Raw genomic sequence first — 18101 nt, 5'->3', positions numbered from 1 at the left:
CGGGGTCCTGACCGAGAACACGTCCGGCCCGGCCCTGTTCCGGGCCGGACACTTCGCCGTCCTCCGCCTCTCGGAGGCCACCCCGGCGCGGACGGCCTCCGCACCGGACGCTTCGCCCGCCTGGTCCGCCGAGCCGGCGATCGATCCCGCGAACGCCACCGTCGAGCAACTTCGAGCACACCTCCACGAGCTGATCGCCGATCCCGTCCTCCGGGAAGCGATCGAAGTGTCGAGCGGATCGCTCGGGCAGGGGCTCGACCGGATCGACCAGCTCGACCGGGTCAAGCTGGAGCGGACCCTCCTCGCCACCGCGCGCTACCGGCTGCGGATGGGGGGACGCCCGACGCCGTTCGGACTTCTGGCCGGCGTGAGCGTGGCCGAGGTCGGCGAGGTGGCAAAAGTGGTCGTCGGCGACCGGCCGGTGAAGGCCGTCCGCCCGGACGCGGGCTGGATGCACGCACTGGTCCGCGAGCTCCTCCGCGACCCGCTCGTCCGCGCCCGGTCCGAGGTCGTCGTCAACAATCTGTGCGAAGTCCGCGGCGACCGTCTGGTCCTCCCGTACCTCCGTCGCCTGGCCGGCGTCGAGTCGGGCCGCTCGCTGTCGATCGCCCACGGACCGGCGGTGCAGTCCGCCCTGGTCGCCGCGCGCCGTCCGATCGCCTACTCCGAGCTGCACGCGCTTGTCCTGAACGAATTCCCCGAGGGAACCGCCGAGCACGTGCACACCCTGCTCGGGCAGCTCCTCGAGCGCGAGATCCTGCTGACCGACGTCAGCACTTTCGACGACCTCGACGAGCTGGCGAACCGCCTCGAGGGGCTTGACGTCGCAACGCCGGTACGCCGGGTCGCCTCCCTCCTCACCCAGTACGCCGAAGCGCTGCCCGGCGAGGGGATCGCGATCTGGCGCGATCTGACGGCCGCGATGGCAGACCTCGCGACAGCGGACGCCGCGACCAACGGACGGCCACCCGTGCAGGTCGACCTCCGCGCCGACGCCGAGACGGTCCTGCCGCGGGCGGTGCTCGACGAGGCCGCGAGCGCGGGGGATGTGCTGTGGCGCCTCGCCCCGCAGGGTGAAGCCTTCACCAATCTGAAGGCGTTCCACCAGGAGTTCCTCGAGCGGTACGGCGTCGACCAGCTGGTCGGGGTCCGTGAGCTGCTCGATCCCCATCTCGGGCTCGGCGCCCCTTCGGAGTACCAGCAGCCCCCGACCGAGCGGAACACGATTCCGGCTCCCGGCAATCCGTACCCGGCCGCACGCGACGAGCTGCTCGGGGATCTCCTCGGCACCGGCGACGAGCTGGTCCTGGATGCCGATCTGGTCCAGCAGCTGGCCGGAGAGGCCAACGACGACGTACCGCCGGACTCGCTCGATCTGTGCCTGCAACTGCTCGCGGAGTCCGCGGACGCGGTCAGCCGTGGCGAGTTCACCCTGCTCGCCGGGGCCGGAGCCGGAGCTGTCAGCGCGGGAGCGATGCTGGGACGCTTCGCGGGACTTCTCAACGCCGAGGAGCGTCTGGCCGGGCTCCAGCAGACCGGTGCCGACGGCCCGTTCCCGGTTCAGCTGGAGTTCCTCCCGGCCGACCCCCGTTTCGGCAACGTCCTCCGGGTGCCGCGGCTGCTGCCCGATGTCCTTGCTGTCGGCACCTTCGCCGGCGAGGACGCCCTCGGCATCGACGACGTCGTGGTCGGCAGCAGCGGCGAGCGACTGTTCCTCCTTGCCCCCGGCCTCGATCGCGAGCTGCAGGTGGTCCGCCCGCACATGATCAACATGGCCACCGCGGCCCCGAACGCGGCGCGCTTCGTGGCCGCCCTTTCCCTGGCCGGCCGCCGGATGTGGACGCCCTGGCGATGGGGCCGCCTCGACGCCCTGGCCCGGCTGCCCCGCGTCCGCTCCGGCCACACGATCCTCGCCCCGGCCCGATGGAGGGCCCCGAGCGCCCTGGCGGATGTCACCCTCACGGCCGACGCGTGGGCCGGTGAACTGGCCCGCTGGCGCGACCGTCACGACGTACCGGACCTGGTCCGGATCAGTCTGGCCGATCATCATCTCGATCTCGACCTGCGCGAGCCGCTGCATCGGCGCCTGCTCCGCGACCAGTTCAAGCGCTCACGGGTCGTCACCGAGACACCCGCGATCCACGGCAGCTTCGGTGTCACCGCCGACCGCGCCAACGAGCTCGTCGTCCCGCTGCTGAGCAACCGTCCGCGCCCCGCGATCCGTTCCAGCCGTTCCTGGTCGCGGCCGCCGCGTCGGCACCACCCGGGCGGCGAGTGGGTCTTCGCGAAGGTCTACGCCCTGCCCGACACCCACGACTCGCTGCTGGTCCGCCACGTGAGCAGGTTGACCCAGGAGCTCTCCGGGCGCGTCGACCGCTGGTTCTTCCTTCGCTACAAGGATCCTGAGGCGCATCTGCGGCTCCGCTTCCACGGCCCGGCCGCCGAGATTCTGCCGGTCCTGCACGACTGGACGACGGCCGCGGTCGAGGCCGGCGCGATCCGGTCCATCGTACTGGACGGCTACGATCCCGAGGTCGCCCGGTACGGCGGTGAACAGGCGATGCCGGTGGCCGAGCGGCTGTTCCAGGCCGACAGCGCCTCGGTGATCGGCCAGCTCGGACTCCGCGCGACGCGCAAGCTCGACCTGCCGATCGAGACGCTGGTCGCGGCCAACTGTGCCGATCTGCTCGCGTCGCTGGGCGAGTGGGACTGGCGGCGGTGGGTGCTGAACGCGTTCCCGATCGAGGTCTCCAACGACGTTCCCGCTGCCGTTCGCACGGCGGCGATGCCGCTTCTCGACCTGGACGGCGATGCTCTGCCCGACGACCTCCGGGCGCTGTGGACCGAACGGCGTGCCGTCGGCCGCGAGTACGGCGACCTGATCGGCATCGGGACGGACGACCAGCAGCATCAGGCGATCGGCGCCGTCCTGCACCTGCAGGCGAACCGGCTGCTCGGCACGGACCGGACCGCCGAGCAACGGGCGTACGGACTGCTTCGAGCGGCCGTACGACGGCAGGTCGGCGCGCAGGAGCATCGTCGATGAGGGCCCGCGCCGCGGAGATCGTCGCCGAGCTGGCCGACCGGCTGAAGGATCCCGAGCGGGTGCTTGAGGCAACGACCGCGAACGGCACCCGGATCGACATCGGCAACGTGCCGTGCCCGCCCTGGGACCCGTCGACGCTGTCGCGGGGGCCGGGTGCGCTCGCGATGCTCTTCGCCGAGCTGGGGCAGACCGACGAGCAGCACCGAGCGCACGCTCATCGCTATCTCCAGCTCACCATGGCGTCGACCGCGAGCCTGCCACTGGACGGTCCGTTCGAGGGTCTCGGAGCGCTCGTGTCCGCGACCCGGATTGCCGCTGTTCGAGGGGACTACGGCGGCATCCTCGAACGGCTTGATCTGCGGGTCGCAGAGCAGGCCCGGTACCTGATCGCCGTACAGGAGGCCGCGCAGCGCGACGGCCGGCCGACGACGGCCGCGGTGATCGACGTGATCGGCGGGTTGAGCGGCATCGGGAGGTACCTGCTGCACCGGCGTTCCGACGTACTGCCGGAAGTGTTGAGCAGCCTGGTCACAGTGCTGGAGCCGGTCGAGGTGGACGGGGTGAAAGTCCCGGGGTGGTGGTACGACGGGACGACGAAGACCACTGTGGGTCCGGGGTTCGAGCAGGGGCAGCTGAACTTCGGGCTGGCACACGGTATTCCCGGGCCGCTCGGGTTGTTGTCGCTGGCCCGTTCGCAGGGCGTCGAGGTGCCCGGTCAGGCCGAGGCGATCACCACGATGGCCGACTGGCTGGTCGAGTGGCGCGAGGTCGATGCCTACGGCCCCTACTGGACCGGCTACATCGACCTGGAGTACTACGCGGGGCGCGGTGCCACTGCTGAGAAACCGAAGCCGGCCAGGGCATCGTGGTGCTACGGCGCGCCCGGTGTCGCCCGCTCGCTGGAGATGGCCGCGGCGGCGCTGGACCGGCCGGACTGGAACGATGCGGGCCTGGCCGCGGTCAAGTCGCTCGCGGCGAGACCGTTCGAGGACTGGGCGGTTTCCGACGACGCGTTGTGTCACGGGTGGGCCGGACTGCTGCACATGTTCGCCGGGCTCGATCGACGGCAGCCGGGAGTTGTGGGACCGGTCGTCGAGAAGCTGGCCGGGCGGCTGGTTGAATCGTTCGACCCCGGTACGCCGTTCGGGTACCGGTACTACCAGCCGATGGCCGATCTCTGGCTCGACCTGCCGGGGCTGATGGAGGGCGCGGCCGGGGTCGCGCTCGCCCTCGACTCCTACGCGCGCGACGCCGACCCCGTCACCGGCTGGGACTCCCTGCTGCTGCTCAGCTGATGGCTGGTGCGATCCGGCCGGTGACCTCGCCGAGCCCGATCTTCTGACCGCTGGAGGTGGTCGCCCAGCCGGTGATCGTGACCTCGTCGCCGTCCTGCAGGAAGGTGCGTTCCTCGCCGTTCACGGTGACCGGATCGCGGCCGCCCCAGCTCAGCTCGATGAAGGAGCCGCGCTGGTCTTTGTTGTTGCCGCTGACGGTGCCGGAGGCGTAGAGGTCGCCGGTGCGGACCGAGGCGCCGTTGACCGACAGGTGCGCGAGCATCTGTGCGGGAGACCAGTACATCTCCCGGTACGGCGGGGTGCTCACGAGTTGGCCGTTCCAGCGGACCTCGAAGGTGATGTCGGGGTTCTTGAGCTCGGCGCCTTGGAGGTAGGGGAGGACCGGCGGGTCCTGCTGCGGGAGCGGGACGGTCGCGTCCTTCAGTGCCTCCAGCGACACCACCCACGGCGAGATCGAGGTCGCGAACGACTTGCCCAGGAACGGCCCGAGCGGCACGTACTCCCACGCCTGCAGGTCGCGCGCCGACCAGTCGTTCACCAGCACCACGCCGTACACGTGCTCCTCGAACGCGTCGACTCCGACCGGGGTACCGAGTGCTGACGGCGTACCGACGACGAAGCCCAGCTCGACCTCGATGTCGAGGCGCTGCGACGGGCCGTACGTCGGGGTGTCGGCCGTCGGGGGTTTGCGCTGGCCCGACGGGCGCACGATGTCGGTGCCGCTGGCAACGACCGTGCCGGCCCGGCCGTGGTAGCCGACCGGAAGGTGCTTCCAGTTCGGCAGCAGCGGCTCGGAGCCGGGGCGGAACAGGCGGCCGAGGTTGGTGGCGTGCACCTCGGAGGCGTAGAAGTCGACGTAGTCGGCGACCTCGAACGGCAGCAGCATCGTGACGGTGGATCGTGGGACGAGGTGGGGCTCGACGGCGTCGCGGTTGTTCTCGTTGCGGACCAGGTCGATCAGCCACTCCCGCGTCGCCTTCCAGGCCGGGCGGCCGAGCGCGAGGAACGCGTTCAGCGTCGGCTGGTTGAACAGCTGCGACCCGTCCAGCATCTGCGCCGACGCGACCGGCGCCAGATCGATCAGGTGGTCGCCGATCGCGGCGCCGATCCGCGGCTCCTCGTCACCGAGCCGGAACACGCCGAGCGGCAGGTTGTCCGGGCCGAACGGCGTGGCTTCGGGCAGGTCGATCCAGGTCACAGGGCGCTCCGGTTTCAGCTGAGGAGGTCGAGTGTTTGCAGGTCGTCGTACGGCTCGGTGATGCTGCAGGAGCCGTACGACGTGAACCAGCGGCGGGTGCTCTCGGCCTGCTGGTCTTCGATGTCTTTGGCCTTGGCGGCCAGGACTTTGCCGTCGCGCTCGTCGAGTAGCGCTCGGAGGTCGTCCAGGCCGGCGCCGTCGAGGGACGCGCGGGTGGCGAGCAGGACGTTGAGGAAGCCGTGGTGCTCGAAGCCGGTGTCGGCCGCGCTGTGCCGTACGGCGTTGTGCAGACCGGCCGTGCACTTGAACGCGACCTCGCGGTCGAGGCAGGCGGTGATGAACGCGGCGACCTGGTCGGCGTTCGGGAAGAGCGACGCGTCGAGGCCGCCGGTGCGGAGCTTGGCGTTGTAGCCGGCGTCGGCGACCACGTCGAGCGCCCGTTCCCAGGCGCCGTCGAGGCCGATCTCGACGAACGCGTTCTCCTCGTCGAGGCAGTCGTCGCAGGCGCGGACGACGCGCAGGGCGTTGCGGGACAGGTCGTCCTCGTCGCGCAGGCGGACCTCGATCGCGGTGACGGTGACGTCGGGGGAGCGGTCGCCGTACCGGACGGCGGGCTCGATCCCGCCGGCGCCGCCGGTGATCACCACGGAGACGTTCAGGGGGCCCTCGCTCGTCTTCGCGACCTCGGCGGCGACCTTCATCAGGTCCTCGTCGGAGGTGACGAAGGAGCCGACCAGGTCGGCGTACGGCGTACTGGTGTAGGCGCGGTGAGCGGGCACGGCCTCGGGCAGGGGGAGGTCCCCCGGCGGGAACATCGAGGCGTCGTCGACCAGGTGCCGGAACAGCGGTGGGACGGTTGACATGGGTCCGAGCCTAACGGATGCTTTCGGTAAGCGGACAGTCGCGTCCGATAAACGGATTGGTGGAAACGGGAGTCATGGCGTACTACCGGCAGGTCGGGCAGGTCCCGCCGAAGCGGCACACCCAGTTCCGGAACCCGGACGGCGCGCTGTACTACGAGGAGCTGATGGGCGAGGAGGGGTTCTCGTCGGACTCGTCACTGCTGTACCACGCCGGCGTACCGTCGGCGATCGTCGACAGCCAGGTGTGGTCGCTGCCGGACCTGTCGACCGTCGCCAACCACCCGCTGACACCTCGGCACCTGAAGCTGCACGACCTCTTCGACGGGCCCGCCGGGCTGAACGTCGTCGAGCACCGGCGGCTCGTGCTCGGGAACGGGGACGTCCGGATCTCGTACGTCGTCGCCGGCGAGGCGTCGCCGTACTACCGGAACGCGATCGGCGACGAGTGCGTGTACGTCGAGAAGGGGTCGGCGACGGTCGAAACGGTCTTCGGGGTGCTGGAGGCGCGCGAGGGCGACTACGTGCTGATCCCGCGGGCGACGACGCACCGGTGGGTTCCGGGCGCTGACGGGGTGCACGCGTACTGCATCGAGGCGAACAGCCACATCGCGGCGCCGAAGCGCTACCTGTCGCGCTACGGGCAATTTCTGGAGCACGCGCCGTACTGCGAGCGGGACCTGGTGACGCCTGCGACGCCGTACGTGGTGGACGGTGTGGACGTCGAGGTCCTGGTCAAGCACCGCGGCAACGGCCCGAGCGGCATCGTCGGCTCGCGGATGACCTACGCCACCCACCCCTTCGACGTGGTCGGCTGGGACGGCTGTCTGTACCCCTACACGTTCAACGTCAGCGACTTCGAACCCATCACCGGCCGCATCCACCAGCCGCCACCGGTCCACCAGGTCTTCGAAGGCCACAACTTCGTCATCTGCAACTTCGTCCCCCGCAAGGTCGACTACCACCCGCTGTCCGTCCCCGTCCCGTACTACCACTCCAACGTCGACTCCGACGAGGTCATGTTCTACTGCGGCGGCGACTACGAAGCCCGCAAGGGGTCAGGGATCGGCCTGGGCTCGATCTCCCTACACCCCGGCGGCTACGCCCACGGCCCCCAGCCCTCCGCCATCGAGGCCTCCCTCGGCGCCGAACGCTTCGAGGAACTGGCAGTGATGGTCGACACCTTCCGCCCCTTGGAGCTGGGCGAGGCCGGTACGGCGGTCGACGACGGCGCCTACGCCTGGACCTGGTCCGGCCGCCGCCTCTAAAAGCCCCCACGCGGGCTCCTGTCATCGGTGGGTTCGTTGCTGACTGCGGCTGGTCAGGTCTTCTCTTCGCGGACGTCCTTGCCCTGTTCGGCGAAGGCCTTGAAGTCCTGCAGGTGTTGGGACTGCTTGTGGAAGGTGCCGGGCATCAGGAGCGCTACCAGTCGCATCGTCAGGCTGCTGAAGCGGTATTCGCTTTCGCTCTCCCAGAGGGTCGTGTCCGGGGTGGCTTCGGTGAGTCGGTCGCGGGTGAGGCTCCACATGCCTGCGCCGTCGATCTCGCGGTCGAAGTGGACGACGGTCTCGTAGGGAATCTCGCGCAGGTCCGCCGGCTCGCGGCGGGTGATTGTTTCGGTGAGCTCCATCGTCCGCTTCCCCGACTGCATCACGACTCGGGATTTCGTGCCCAGCTCTCCGTGGATCCCGCTCAGGGGCTCGTGCAGGACCACGCCGCGTAGCCACTTCATCAGGTGGGCCGGGTCGGCGAGCAGTTGGGCCACCTGTTCCCGCGGCAGCGCGATCTCGATCGAGTTGGTGTACTTCATGGACGCAGATAGTACGCGGCTCCACTTATATAAGTCTATCCTGATGAAATGCTCGGCCAGAAAGTTCCGGGCAGGTTGTCGGATCGTCGGAGGGTGGTTCGTGGACAGTGTGAGAGGCCGGTGACGGGCCGGTTCTACCCGAGGAGAACCTGATGGACAGCGTGGCGCGGCGGCTCAACGAACTGTTCGTACCGATTCACGAGGTCGCCTACATGGCCGATGAGCCGAACGAGGAGCTGCAGGCGCTCGGGTACGAGGGGTACTGGCCGTTGTACTTCGCCTCGCGGTCGGCGCCGTTGGGGCGGGTGCCGGCGGAGGTGGTCGATGCGTTGTTCTACAACTTCGCACCGGGGGAGGTCGCGGCTTGTGTGCCGAGTTGCTGGGAGGTGGCTACGCCGGAGGCCGTGCTCGCCGCTCGGGAGCGCGGGTGCGTCAAGGCGTTGCGCGGGATCCTGGCTGAGCTGGCGGACAGCCCGGTGGTCGCGCGGGCCGCGGAGCTCTTCTTGAAGGCCGCGTTCAGCGTGCCGGTGGAGGGGCGGATCTTGTTCGCCGGACTTCGGTCGCTTCCGGTGCCCGAGGAGCCGGTTGCCCGGTTGTGGCACGCGGCGACGCTGTTGCGTGAGCACCGTGGCGACGGGCATCTGACCGCGCTGGTTGCCGCAGGCATCAACGGGCAGGAGTCGCACGTGCTGCAGGCGCTCATGTGGGACATGAAGGCGCGGGACTTCGGCCGGCTCGACCCGCTCGGTGACGAGCAGTTGGACGCCGTACTCGACGGTCTCCGGCAGCGCGGGCTGGTGGACGACGACGGCTGGTTCACGCCGGCCGGGCGGAAACTCCGGAACGAGATCGAGGAGCTGACCGACGAGCTGGCGGCCCCGGCGTACGCCTGCCTCGCGCCGGACGAGGTCGACGAGCTCGTCACCGGCCTCGTCCCGATCGTCGAGAAGGTCAACGCCGCCCGGCCGTTCTGACCTCCCGCCCCTGTTGTGCGAAAAGGGGTTTTATGGCTTCTGAGGTGAGCGGTTAGCGTCGATTTCATGTTCACGGAGAGAGAGTTTTCGACGGCTGAAGAGCTTCTGGTGGCGTTGCGTGCGGGAGAGGTGACCTCGGCGGAGCTGACCGACGAGGCGATCGCCCGGATCGAGCGGGACGATCAGGGGATCAACGCGATGTGTGTGCCGGACTTCGAGCGTGCGCGGGGCGCCGCGGAGCGGGCCGATCAGGCGCGGGCTCGGGGTGAGGACCGGCCTTTGCTCGGGGTTCCGGTGACGGTCAAGGAGTCCTACAACGTCAGCGGGCTGCCCACGACCTGGGGGATGCCGCAGCACCGGGACTTCATGCCGGCTGAGGACGCCGTACAGGTGTCGCGGCTCAAGGCCGCCGGTGCGGTCGTGCTCGGCAAGACCAACATTCCGCTGGGGCTGCAGGACATCCAGAGCTTCAACGACATCTACGGCACCACCAACAACCCGTGGGACCACGCGCGTACGTCGGGTGGGTCATCCGGCGGATCGGCGGCGGCGCTGGCGTCCGGGTTCGGGGCGCTGTCGATCGGGTCCGACCTCGCCGGTTCGCTGCGCACGCCCGCGCACTTCTGCGGCATCTACTCGCACAAGCCGACGCTCGGACTGGCGGCGACCCGCGGCATGGTCGCGCCGTCCGAGCCTGCCTGGCCGGTCGAGCTCGACCTCGCCGTTGTCGGTCCGATGGCACGTAGCGCCCGCGATCTCACGCTCCTGCTCGACGTCATGGCCGGGCCGGACCCACTGACGCACGGCATCGCGTACGACGTGACACTGCCGCCCGCGCGCCACGAGCAGCTGTCCGACTTCCGGGTGCTGGTCCTCGAGGACCATCCGCTCATTCCGACCGGGGCCGCTGTGCGGGCGGGCGTGAACCGGGTGGCCGACGCGCTCGTCGACGGCGGCGCGCGCGTCGTACGGCACAGTCCGCTGCTGCCCGACCTGACCGAAGCCGGCACGGTCTACATGCAGCTCTTGTTCTCGGGCTCCGTGGCCCGTTTTCCCGTCGAAGCGCTCGGACAGCTGCGGATCCGCGCGGCCGGACTGAGCGCGGACGACCAGAGCCTGGACGCCGCGCGGCTGCGCGCGATGGTGTTCAGTCACGGTGACTGGATGATGGTGAACAACCGTCGCGAGCTTCACCGGCACGGCTGGCGGCAGCTGTTCGCGGAGTTCGATGCCGTGGTGTGCCCGATCACGCCCACTCCCGCGTTCCCCCACGACCACAACCCGGATCTGCTGGAACGCCGGATCGACGTCGACGGCGCCGGCTACCCGTACTTCGACCAGCTCGTCTGGGCCGGCCTGGCGACCATGCCCGGCCTGCCCGCCACCGCCGTACCCACGGGTCGGTCGCCCGAAGGGTTGCCGGTGGGGGTGCAGCTCATCGGTCCGATGTTCGAGGATCGCACCCCGCTGCGACTGGCCGAACTGCTCGAGGAGCGGCTCGGCGGATTCCAGGCCCCGAAGTAGCCGGGAAAATGGCAGGCGCGGCAGGCCTCGGAGGTGCCAGGATGCCGGGCATGGTGACGCGTGCGTTGAGCTTCGGGACGGTGGCGGAGGCCTACGAGCGGTACCGGCCGGGGTATCCCGTGGAGCTCCTCGAACTGGTCACGGCGTACGCCGGTGAGCCGATCCGCACGGCCCTCGAGTTCGGGGCCGGGACGGGCAAGGCGACGCGTCTGTTCGCGCAGGCAGGGATCGCGGTCACGGCGACCGAGCCTGACGCGGCCATGCTCGCGGAGCTGCGCAAGCACCTGCCGGCGAACGTCACCAGCGTGCAAGCGGCCTTCGAGGACCTGCCGCCGGGTTCGTCGTACGACCTGGTGTACTCGGCGGCCGCGCTGCATTGGACCAACCCTGAAGGCCGGTGGGACCGGATGGCCGCGCTCGTCCGGCCGGGTGGTGTGTTCGCCTCGTTCGCTGTGCCGATCCAGCTGGCCGACCCGGAGCTCGAGGCGGCCGTGCGCGCGGCGCGTTCGCCGTACCTGGTGGACGACGGCGTCCCGTCGCCGGACAGCACACCTCCCGCGGACCGCCCGATGGAATGGCCCGGCACGGAGCTTCAACAGGCCGAGTGGTTCACGGATGTACGGCAAGCGGTGGTCGAACGGCGGCTGACGATGAGCGCTCACGAATACGTCGGACAGCTCTCGACGGTCTCGGCGTACGTGATGCTGCGGCCCGCCGACCGGGACGAGGTCTTCCGCCGCATCCTCGAGGTCCTCCCGGACACCGTGGACCTCGACGCCGAGATCACCACCCACCTCGCCCGCCGCCAGTAGCACCGCCTACTCGACGAGCTGCGCCCGCAAGGAGTCTCGCGCCGCGGCTCGTCGAGCGGCCTGCCACTCGGGGCTCTTCTGCCAGTAGTAGTGGGTCCGCGACTCGGGGCCCAGCGCAACGATGTCGAACGCGGTCAGCGCGAGGTGGACCTGCTCCCAGGTCGGCAGCGGCACCGACCGATGGTCGGCGTACGCCGTCCAGAGGTGCCGGCGGAGTTCACCGTAGGAGCCTTCGGCGGCCCAACTCGCGCTGTCCCACTGGCTGCACGTGAAGTCGACCAGCGGAGACAGCACGCCGCCGAACCCCCAGTCGAGAATGCCGGTCAACGTCCCGGACCCGTCGAGCCGCAGGTGGTTCTCGTACAGGTCGCCGTGGGCAAGGACCGGGTCCATCGCATCGACAGCTTCGAGGGCCTCGAGCAACGTTCTTCGGGCTGCCGGGCCGACGGAGGCCGCTTCGGCCAGGTGCTCCACGCCGCCCAGTTCGCGGAGAGGCGTGTAGCAGTCGGCCGCCGTCGGTGGCGTCGGCGGCGGTTCCGACCAGGCGTTGGCCCAGAGCCGCTGCGGGACGCGCTCGAGACTGATGTCGTGGCACGCCGCAAGCGCCGTACCGAGCTGTTTCGCCAGCAGATGTAGGTGTTCGGGCGACGTGTCGCCGGGCGCGGAGCCCCGGATTCGCGTCCCTGAACCGCGCGAGCTGCGTCGTGACGAGCACAGCGGCGACGGCTGCTTCGTCGTCCATGGCGGGCCACCTCCACCGGCGAACTCTACTGACAGAAGGTGTCGCGTTGCGGGCGTTTGCCGGTGGTGAGGAAGGTGTCGACGGCCGCTTTTCCGCACAGGTTCGCGGCGGTGTAGACGCCGTGGCCGCCTTGGTCGACGGTGACCATGCGGGCGCGGTGGCCGAGGGCGGCGCGCATCTGGCGGGCGCCGGCGAGCGGGGTGGCCGGGTCGCGGAGGTTCTGCACGATCAGGACGTTCGAGGGGCCGGCACCGGTGATCCGCACCTTCGAGGCGGTCGGCGACGGCCAGTAGGCGCAGGCGCGGATGTTGGCGGCGAGCGGGCCGTACATCGGGGACCGGACCCGATCGATCGCGACGTTGGCCTGGTACGTCGCGACGGAGCGCGGCCACCGGGAGTCGCCGCAGACCACGCCGAGGTAGGAGGCCTGGAGGTTGTCGCCGCGGTCGACGACGGGCTCCTGCGGATAGGTGTTCGTGTCGAGCTTCTGCCAGATGTCCGCAAGGAACGGGAAGACGCTGTTGTCGCGGATCAGGCCGCTGGTGGTGGCGCGGAACGCCGTCCCGTCCATACCGTTCTGCGGCGACTTGTCGAGGCGGGCAGCGAGTTCGAAGTACTTCGCCCGGACGGCGGCCGGCGTCGTACCGAGTGATTTCGCGTGCACGGTCACCCAGTCGGCGAAGTCCGGGAACCGGGTCTCGAAGCCTGAGCCCTGTGCGCGCAGGGCGCTGACGGTGTACCCGTCCGGCGGCAGGCTGCTGTCGAGGACGATGCGGTCGCTGCGGCCCGGGAAGAGCGTGGTGTAGACGGCGCCGAGGTAGGTGCCGTACGACGCGCCGTAGTACGAGAGCTTCGGCGCGCCGAGGGCTTCGCGGATCCGGTCCAGGTCGCGGGCGGTGTTCGCCGTACTGATGTACGGCAGCAGGTCGGACGTCTTCGAGGTCGTGCACTGGTGGGCGACCTGCTGGGCGAACGCTGCCGCGGCGGTGACGTCCCGCGCGTTGTGCGGGAACGGCGGGTTGGAGGCGTCGGCCTGCTGCTCCAGGTCCAGGTCGCAGGTCAGCGGGGTGCTGCGGCCGACACCGCGGGGATCGAACCCGATCACGTCGTACGAGTCCTGGATCTGCTGGGAGAGCCCGAGCAGGTTCGGGGCGGTCAGGCCGACCAGACCCGGGCCGCCGGGGTTGAGCAGCAGGACGCCGCGCCGCTTCTCCGGGTGCCGGCTGGCCTTGCGGGAGATCGCGAGCTCGATCGTGCGGCCGTCGGGGCGGCTGTAGTCGAGCGGCACGCGCACGGTGGAGCACTCCAGCCCGTCCAGGTTCTTCCCGACGCACGTGCTCCACCGAGGTACGGGTTTCGGCGTCTCGGCGACCGCGGCGCCCGCGCCCACCAGGGTGATCGCGGTCGCCATGATTGCTGCTGGCAACATCGTGCGCATGGTCCGTCCTTTCGTCGATCTCCGAACGGAAACCACGCAATCACGGCCGGATCGCGGTGACCCGTGCCATTTGGTACGGGTCGTCGTCCGGTCGGCCGACGTACGATGACGAACGTGACCGACCGCGCCGCTGACGAGTTCTCGGTCCGGCGCTGGCCGGACTGGAGCTTCCTCGGCGAAGCCGGATCGATCCGGCGGACCCGTGTGATCGCGTCGCTCGCCGTCGGCATTCCGCTCGTCGCTGTCAGCCTGCGGACCGCGGAGCTCGTCACCGACCGGTACGACGGTGCGCGCGTCGTACTCGCCGTCGGTCTGATCGGCTGCTACGCCGTCGCCTGTCTGTCGGCGCTCTGGTTCGGGCCCATGGCGCCGCGCCGGACACGGGTCGGGCTGGTCGCGCTGATGTTCGGGTTCGGCGCGGCCTCGGCGGCGCTGCTGAACGCGCCGGTGCTGCTGACGGACCTGACGTTCGCGATCGCGCTCACGTTGATGTTGCTGCCGCTGCGGGTAGCGCTGCCGCTCGGACTCGCGACCGCCGCAGGACAGGTCGGCTGGATGTGGGCCGGCCCGGGCCATGTCGACTGGCGGGCGGTGGTCATGCTCGTCGGGGTGACCGTCGCGCTGAGCTTCGTGCTCGCACTGGCCTTCACGATCGGGCAGCTCCGCGCGGCGCGTGCCCAGGTCCGGCAGCTGGCGGTCGCCGCCGAACGGGAGCGGCTGTCGCGCGATCTGCACGACATCCTCGGGCACAGCCTGTCGACCATCACCGTCAAGCTCGGTCTCGCCCGGCGGCAGCTCGAGGTTGCCGCCGACGTCGACTCCGCACTGCACGAGCTCCGGGAGCTCGAATCGCTGTCCCGGCAGGCGCTGTCCGACGTACGGGCGACCGTGTCCGGCTACCGCGCCGTCTCCTTGACCGCCGAGCTGTCCGCGGCCCGGCTGGCCTTGCGCGCTGCCGGCGTACGGGCTGATCTTCCGGCCGCGGCCGACAACGTCCGCCCCGACCTGCAAGCTGTCTTCGCCTACGTCCTGCGCGAAGGAGCGACCAACATCCTCCGGCACTCCAACGCCACCCGCTGCACGCTCCGCCTCGGGCCGCACTACCTCGAACTGAGCAACGACGGGGACGCTGCCTCCTCAGGCTCACGGCCCGGCAACGGGCTGACCGGCCTGGCGGAACGGCTGGCCGCTGTCTCCGGCACCCTCGAGCACGGTCCGACCTCCGACGGTGGGTTCTGCCTTCGCGCCGAAGCACCGAGCAGCTCATGAGCGCTGGATCGATTCGCGTGCTGATGGCGGACGACCAGGCCTTGGTACGAGGTGCGCTGGCCTCGATGCTGCGGCTCGAACCCGATCTGGTCGTCGTCGCCGAGCTCGGCGACGGAACCGAGGTCGTCGAGGCGGCTCGGCGTACGGATCCCGACATCGCTCTGCTCGACGTCCAGATGCCCGGCCGGGACGGCCTCTCCGTCGCGGCGGAGCTCCGGCACGCCGTACCGGGTTGTCGTGTGATCATCTGTACGACGTTCAGCCGCCCCGGGTACCTGACCCGCGCGCTGGACGTGGGCGCGGCCGGCTTCGTCGTGAAGGACTCACCGCCCGAACAGCTCGTCGACGCGATCCGCCGCGTGCACAACGGCCTGCGCTTCATCGACCCGGCCCTAGCGGCCCAGGCGCGCGGCCTGGCGGTCAACCCCCTCACCGACCGTGAGGCCGACGTCCTCCGCGCGACCGCCGAAGGCGGCTCGGTCGCCGACATCGCCCGAACCGTCGGCCTGTCGCCCGGCACGGTCCGCAACCACCTGGTGTCGTCCATCGCCAAGACCCAGGCCCGCACCCGCGCCGAAGCCGCCAGACTGGCCGAACTCAACGGCTGGCTCTGACCGAGGGGGAACAAGCCCGTCAGCAAAGCTGGTCTAGTGCGTCCGGTCGTCGGGACGTGTCCAGCCGGGACGTTCCAGCTCCATGACGAGGTTGTCGAAGGCGGCTCGGTCGCTGGCTGTCCCGGTGTGCGGACGGCCGAACCAGTCCGCGTACTCCGCGACCTCGCTCAGCCGCCACTCCAGGTCGAACAGCTCGATCATCTCCCAGTCCGGCGCGGCCAGGTCGACGTAGCCGGAGTTGACCAGCGTGACGAGGTCACGCTCCCGCGGTGCCACGGCCAGCGACTCCCAGTCGACGAAGACGAGTCCCCGATCGGTCAGGAGCTGGTTGGCGGTGTGCGACTCACCGTGCGTCGGCACCCACGGGCGGTCGGCCGCACGACGGCCCAGCTCGTGGTAGGCCTCCGTCCAGCCCCGGATCGCCTCGATCCGTTGGGCCAGACTGGTCCGGGCACGTTCGCCGTACGGACCGGTCTCCCACGGATCCTGCAACTGTTCGGCCAAGGAGCTCCCGAAATCGCTTCCGACCCGGGGCCGCCAGTTCGGGATGCCCACGGGAGGGGCTGTGGCGTGCAGCCGAGCGAGTGCCTCGGCGTTCTGCCGGGCCAAGTCGTCACTGCCGATGGGGCCTGAGCCGGCTGGGCTCCCCTCCGTCCACGGCACGCAGCTCACGCTGCCGCCCGCCAGTGGAACCGTGCAGCGGCCCTGGCGGTCAGGCACAGATGCCGCAACGAACTCGAGCCCTGCCGCGGCCAGCTCGTTCGCCGCGGTGTAGGCAGCCTCCAGCGACTCCGCCGTACGGCGGAGTCCGAGGCGATCGAGCGTGACGAAGAGTCGTGGTGACCCGGCCGACGAGACGCGCCAGTGATGCGCTCCGAAACCGACCGGCAGGTGCTCGATCGTGTCGACGGCGATCGGCCAGTGCGTTCGGACGGCGTCGAGGACAGCCTCGGCCGAGAGGAAGTCCGGCGGCTCACGCATGCGTCCAGCCAAGCACATCCCACGGGCCACCTCGGCACAGTTCGGTGGTGGGAGGTGTCGAGAGGCGAGTGGGCCGTCTGGCTGGGAGGCTAGGGGGATGAGCGAGCAGGTTCCGGTGCAGACGTTTGTGGTCGGCATCGATCGGGGTGCGGTGGAGCGGCGGCGAGGGTTGGTGCGGGCCGGGTTGCGGCGGGGGGCCTGGGTGACGGGCGGGATCGGGGCCTTGGGCATCGGGGTGGCGGTGTACGCGCTGGTGATGTTCCAGGGGTCGGGGATGTGGCCGTTCATGGTGCTGCTGATCGCGAGCATGGGGCCGCTGGTGGCCAGTGCGGTGCTGGCGTTGCGGCTGGTGAAGGAGCGCGAGAGGTGGTTCGCGGCCAACGAGCTGCAGCTGGTGGCGATGCGGATGTCGCCGAAGGCGCTGGAGCTGGCGTGCGAAGGGGCGTCGTACGCGGTGATGCTGCCGTGGGAGGCGGTGCGGGGGTTCCAGCAGGTGAAGATCTTCGGGCAGTACGTGCTGGAGCTGCGGCTACAGCGTGGCGTGGGGGCCACGACGGGGGGAGTGCGCGGGTTGGATCAGCCGGCGGTGCGGGCTGTGGTGAAGCCGCATCCGTTGCTCAAGCCGACCGGGATGTTTCCGGTGAACGCGCTCGACCAGCCGGTGCACCTGATCGACCAGGCGCTCCAGCACTACTCGGGCGGGAAGACCGCCGTCCTCAAGTGATCAGCAGGGCAGCGAGCGGAAGGCGTAGCCCTGCGCCGACAGCTTGGTGAGGGCCTGGTCGAGCGCCGCGACGGTCTGCGCGCGGTTGCCGCCGCCGTCGTGCATGAGGAAGATCGCGCCGGGACGGGCGCCGCGGATCAGGGCGCGCTCGATGCGGGACACGCCGGGCTTCTCCCAGTCCCTGGTGTCGACGTCCCACAGCACCTGGTGCTGGTGGTACTCGCCGGCGACCGCCGCGACGTGGGCGTTCGTGTCGCGGAACGGCGGGCGGAAGCACTTCGACTTCACGCCGGTGGAGATCTCCTGGCGCAGCCGCACCGGGGACAGCTTGGTGAGCATCGGGTGGTCCCACGTGTGGTTGCCGATCCGGTGGCCGGCCCGCCGGGTGGTCTCGACCAGCGCGGGGTGGGCCGCGGCCTCACGACCCAGGACGAAGAACGTCGCTCGCGCGTGGTGCTTCGCCAGTACGGCGAGAACTTTCGGCGTGTAGACAGGCTGCGGCCCGTCGTCGAAGGTCAGGTACAGCACCTTGCCGCCGGCCTGCAGGTTCCAGTTCGCCGACGGGGCGGCGGTGCGCTGGTTCTTCCGCGTCACCTGCGGTTTCTTCGCGCCAGGCTTCGCCGCCGGCAGGTGGACGGCGAGCGGACCGTGGGCCGCGACCGTCCGCAGCGGCGGGCTGGTGACGGCGGACGGGTGGTCGGCGGGCTGGGCGGCCTGGGCGAGGGCGGCCCCGAGGAGAACAGCGGCAGCGAGCAGAAGCTTGCCGGGCGGCGACACGGGCATGAGCGGCATCCTCTCGCAGGCCCCGGGCCAT

16 protein-coding genes are annotated in these 18101 nt (G+C 70.3%); 9 read left to right on the top strand and 7 right to left on the bottom strand.

Annotated features, from left to right (window positions below):
• Positions 1-7: 7 nt before the first annotated feature.
• Together ACLQ2O_RS38600 and ACLQ2O_RS38595 are read left to right on the top strand one after the other, a co-directional pair.
• Positions 8-3046, top strand: a complete 3039-nt coding sequence (locus tag ACLQ2O_RS38600; protein ID WP_425842491.1) for a lantibiotic dehydratase — start codon at positions 8-10, stop codon at positions 3044-3046.
• On the top strand, positions 3043-4341 hold the full coding sequence (locus tag ACLQ2O_RS38595) for a lanthionine synthetase C family protein (RefSeq protein ID WP_425842436.1): 1299 nt from the start codon (positions 3043-3045) through the stop codon (positions 4339-4341). The genes ACLQ2O_RS38600 and ACLQ2O_RS38595 overlap by 4 nt, the downstream gene beginning before the upstream one ends.
• Here the strand turns inward: ACLQ2O_RS38595 and fahA are convergent.
• Positions 4334-5539, bottom strand: coding sequence for a fumarylacetoacetase (fahA, locus tag ACLQ2O_RS38590; RefSeq protein ID WP_425842435.1), 1206 nt, complete (start codon positions 5537-5539; stop codon positions 4334-4336). The two genes, ACLQ2O_RS38595 and fahA, sit on opposite strands and share 8 nt — an antisense overlap.
• Positions 5540-5553: 14 nt before the next feature.
• Entirely contained in the window at positions 5554-6402 is an 849-nt protein-coding gene (locus ACLQ2O_RS38585; protein ID WP_425842434.1) for a hypothetical protein, read from the bottom strand.
• 74 nt (positions 6403-6476) lie between these two features.
• Between ACLQ2O_RS38585 and ACLQ2O_RS38580 the strand changes: the two genes are divergently transcribed.
• Positions 6477-7667 (top strand): homogentisate 1,2-dioxygenase, encoded by a 1191-nt coding sequence (locus tag ACLQ2O_RS38580; RefSeq protein ID WP_425842490.1) that lies wholly within the window; start codon positions 6477-6479, stop codon positions 7665-7667.
• Between the two features lie 53 nt (positions 7668-7720).
• Here ACLQ2O_RS38580 and ACLQ2O_RS38575 read toward each other — a convergent pair whose 3' ends face one another.
• On the bottom strand, positions 7721-8209 hold the full coding sequence (locus ACLQ2O_RS38575; protein WP_425842433.1) for an SRPBCC family protein: 489 nt from the start codon (positions 8207-8209) through the stop codon (positions 7721-7723).
• Between the two features lie 152 nt (positions 8210-8361).
• Here ACLQ2O_RS38575 and ACLQ2O_RS38570 point away from each other — a divergent pair, with 152 nt between their 5' ends.
• The 3 genes from ACLQ2O_RS38570 (at position 8362) to ACLQ2O_RS38560 (ending at position 11519) form a co-directional block, all read left to right on the top strand.
• The gene (locus tag ACLQ2O_RS38570; protein ID WP_425842432.1) at positions 8362-9183 is read left to right on the top strand and encodes an SCO6745 family protein; all 822 of its coding nucleotides are present in this window, start codon (positions 8362-8364) and stop codon (positions 9181-9183) included.
• A 66-nt stretch (positions 9184-9249) separates the two neighbouring features.
• Positions 9250-10707 carry an amidase gene (locus ACLQ2O_RS38565; RefSeq protein ID WP_425842431.1) on the top strand — a complete coding sequence of 486 codons (1458 nt, stop codon included), beginning with the start codon at positions 9250-9252 and terminating at the stop codon, positions 10705-10707.
• Positions 10708-10757: 50 nt separating this feature from the next.
• Entirely contained in the window at positions 10758-11519 is a 762-nt protein-coding gene (locus ACLQ2O_RS38560) for a class I SAM-dependent methyltransferase (protein WP_425842430.1), read from the top strand.
• Positions 11520-11525: 6 nt separating this feature from the next.
• Here the strand turns inward: ACLQ2O_RS38560 and ACLQ2O_RS38555 are convergent, their stop codons facing one another.
• Positions 11526-12359 (bottom strand): phosphotransferase family protein, encoded by an 834-nt coding sequence (locus ACLQ2O_RS38555; protein WP_425842429.1) that lies wholly within the window; start codon positions 12357-12359, stop codon positions 11526-11528.
• Positions 12287-13699, bottom strand: coding sequence for an alpha/beta hydrolase (locus tag ACLQ2O_RS38550; protein ID WP_425842428.1), 1413 nt, complete (start codon positions 13697-13699; stop codon positions 12287-12289). The genes ACLQ2O_RS38555 and ACLQ2O_RS38550 overlap by 73 nt, the downstream gene beginning before the upstream one ends.
• Before the next feature lie 114 nt (positions 13700-13813).
• On the opposite strand from ACLQ2O_RS38550, the gene ACLQ2O_RS38545 reads away from it, so the two are divergent.
• Positions 13814-14968 (top strand): sensor histidine kinase, encoded by a 1155-nt coding sequence (locus ACLQ2O_RS38545; RefSeq protein ID WP_425842427.1) that lies wholly within the window; start codon positions 13814-13816, stop codon positions 14966-14968.
• Positions 14965-15582 (top strand): response regulator transcription factor, encoded by a 618-nt coding sequence (locus ACLQ2O_RS38540; RefSeq protein ID WP_425842426.1) that lies wholly within the window; start codon positions 14965-14967, stop codon positions 15580-15582. The genes ACLQ2O_RS38545 and ACLQ2O_RS38540 overlap by 4 nt, the downstream gene beginning before the upstream one ends.
• A 33-nt stretch (positions 15583-15615) precedes the next feature.
• On the opposite strand, the gene ACLQ2O_RS38535 is transcribed toward ACLQ2O_RS38540, so the two are convergent.
• Positions 15616-16563 carry a phosphotransferase gene (locus ACLQ2O_RS38535; protein WP_425842425.1) on the bottom strand — a complete coding sequence of 316 codons (948 nt, stop codon included), beginning with the start codon at positions 16561-16563 and terminating at the stop codon, positions 15616-15618.
• A 97-nt stretch (positions 16564-16660) separates the two neighbouring features.
• Between ACLQ2O_RS38535 and ACLQ2O_RS38530 the strand changes: the two genes are divergently transcribed.
• On the top strand, positions 16661-17287 hold the full coding sequence (locus ACLQ2O_RS38530) for a hypothetical protein (protein ID WP_425842424.1): 627 nt from the start codon (positions 16661-16663) through the stop codon (positions 17285-17287).
• Here ACLQ2O_RS38530 and ACLQ2O_RS38525 read toward each other — a convergent pair whose 3' ends face one another.
• The gene (locus tag ACLQ2O_RS38525; RefSeq protein ID WP_425842423.1) at positions 17288-18070 is read right to left on the bottom strand and encodes a polysaccharide deacetylase family protein; all 783 of its coding nucleotides are present in this window, start codon (positions 18068-18070) and stop codon (positions 17288-17290) included.
• Positions 18071-18101: the final 31 nt, after the last annotated feature.

Source organism: Kribbella sp. DT2, assembly GCF_049844575.1.
Classification (GTDB): Bacteria; Actinomycetota; Actinomycetes; order Propionibacteriales; family Kribbellaceae; genus Kribbella.
The sequence above is the reverse complement of the archived record's forward strand: the minus strand, read 5'-3'. Positions and strand labels throughout refer to the sequence as shown.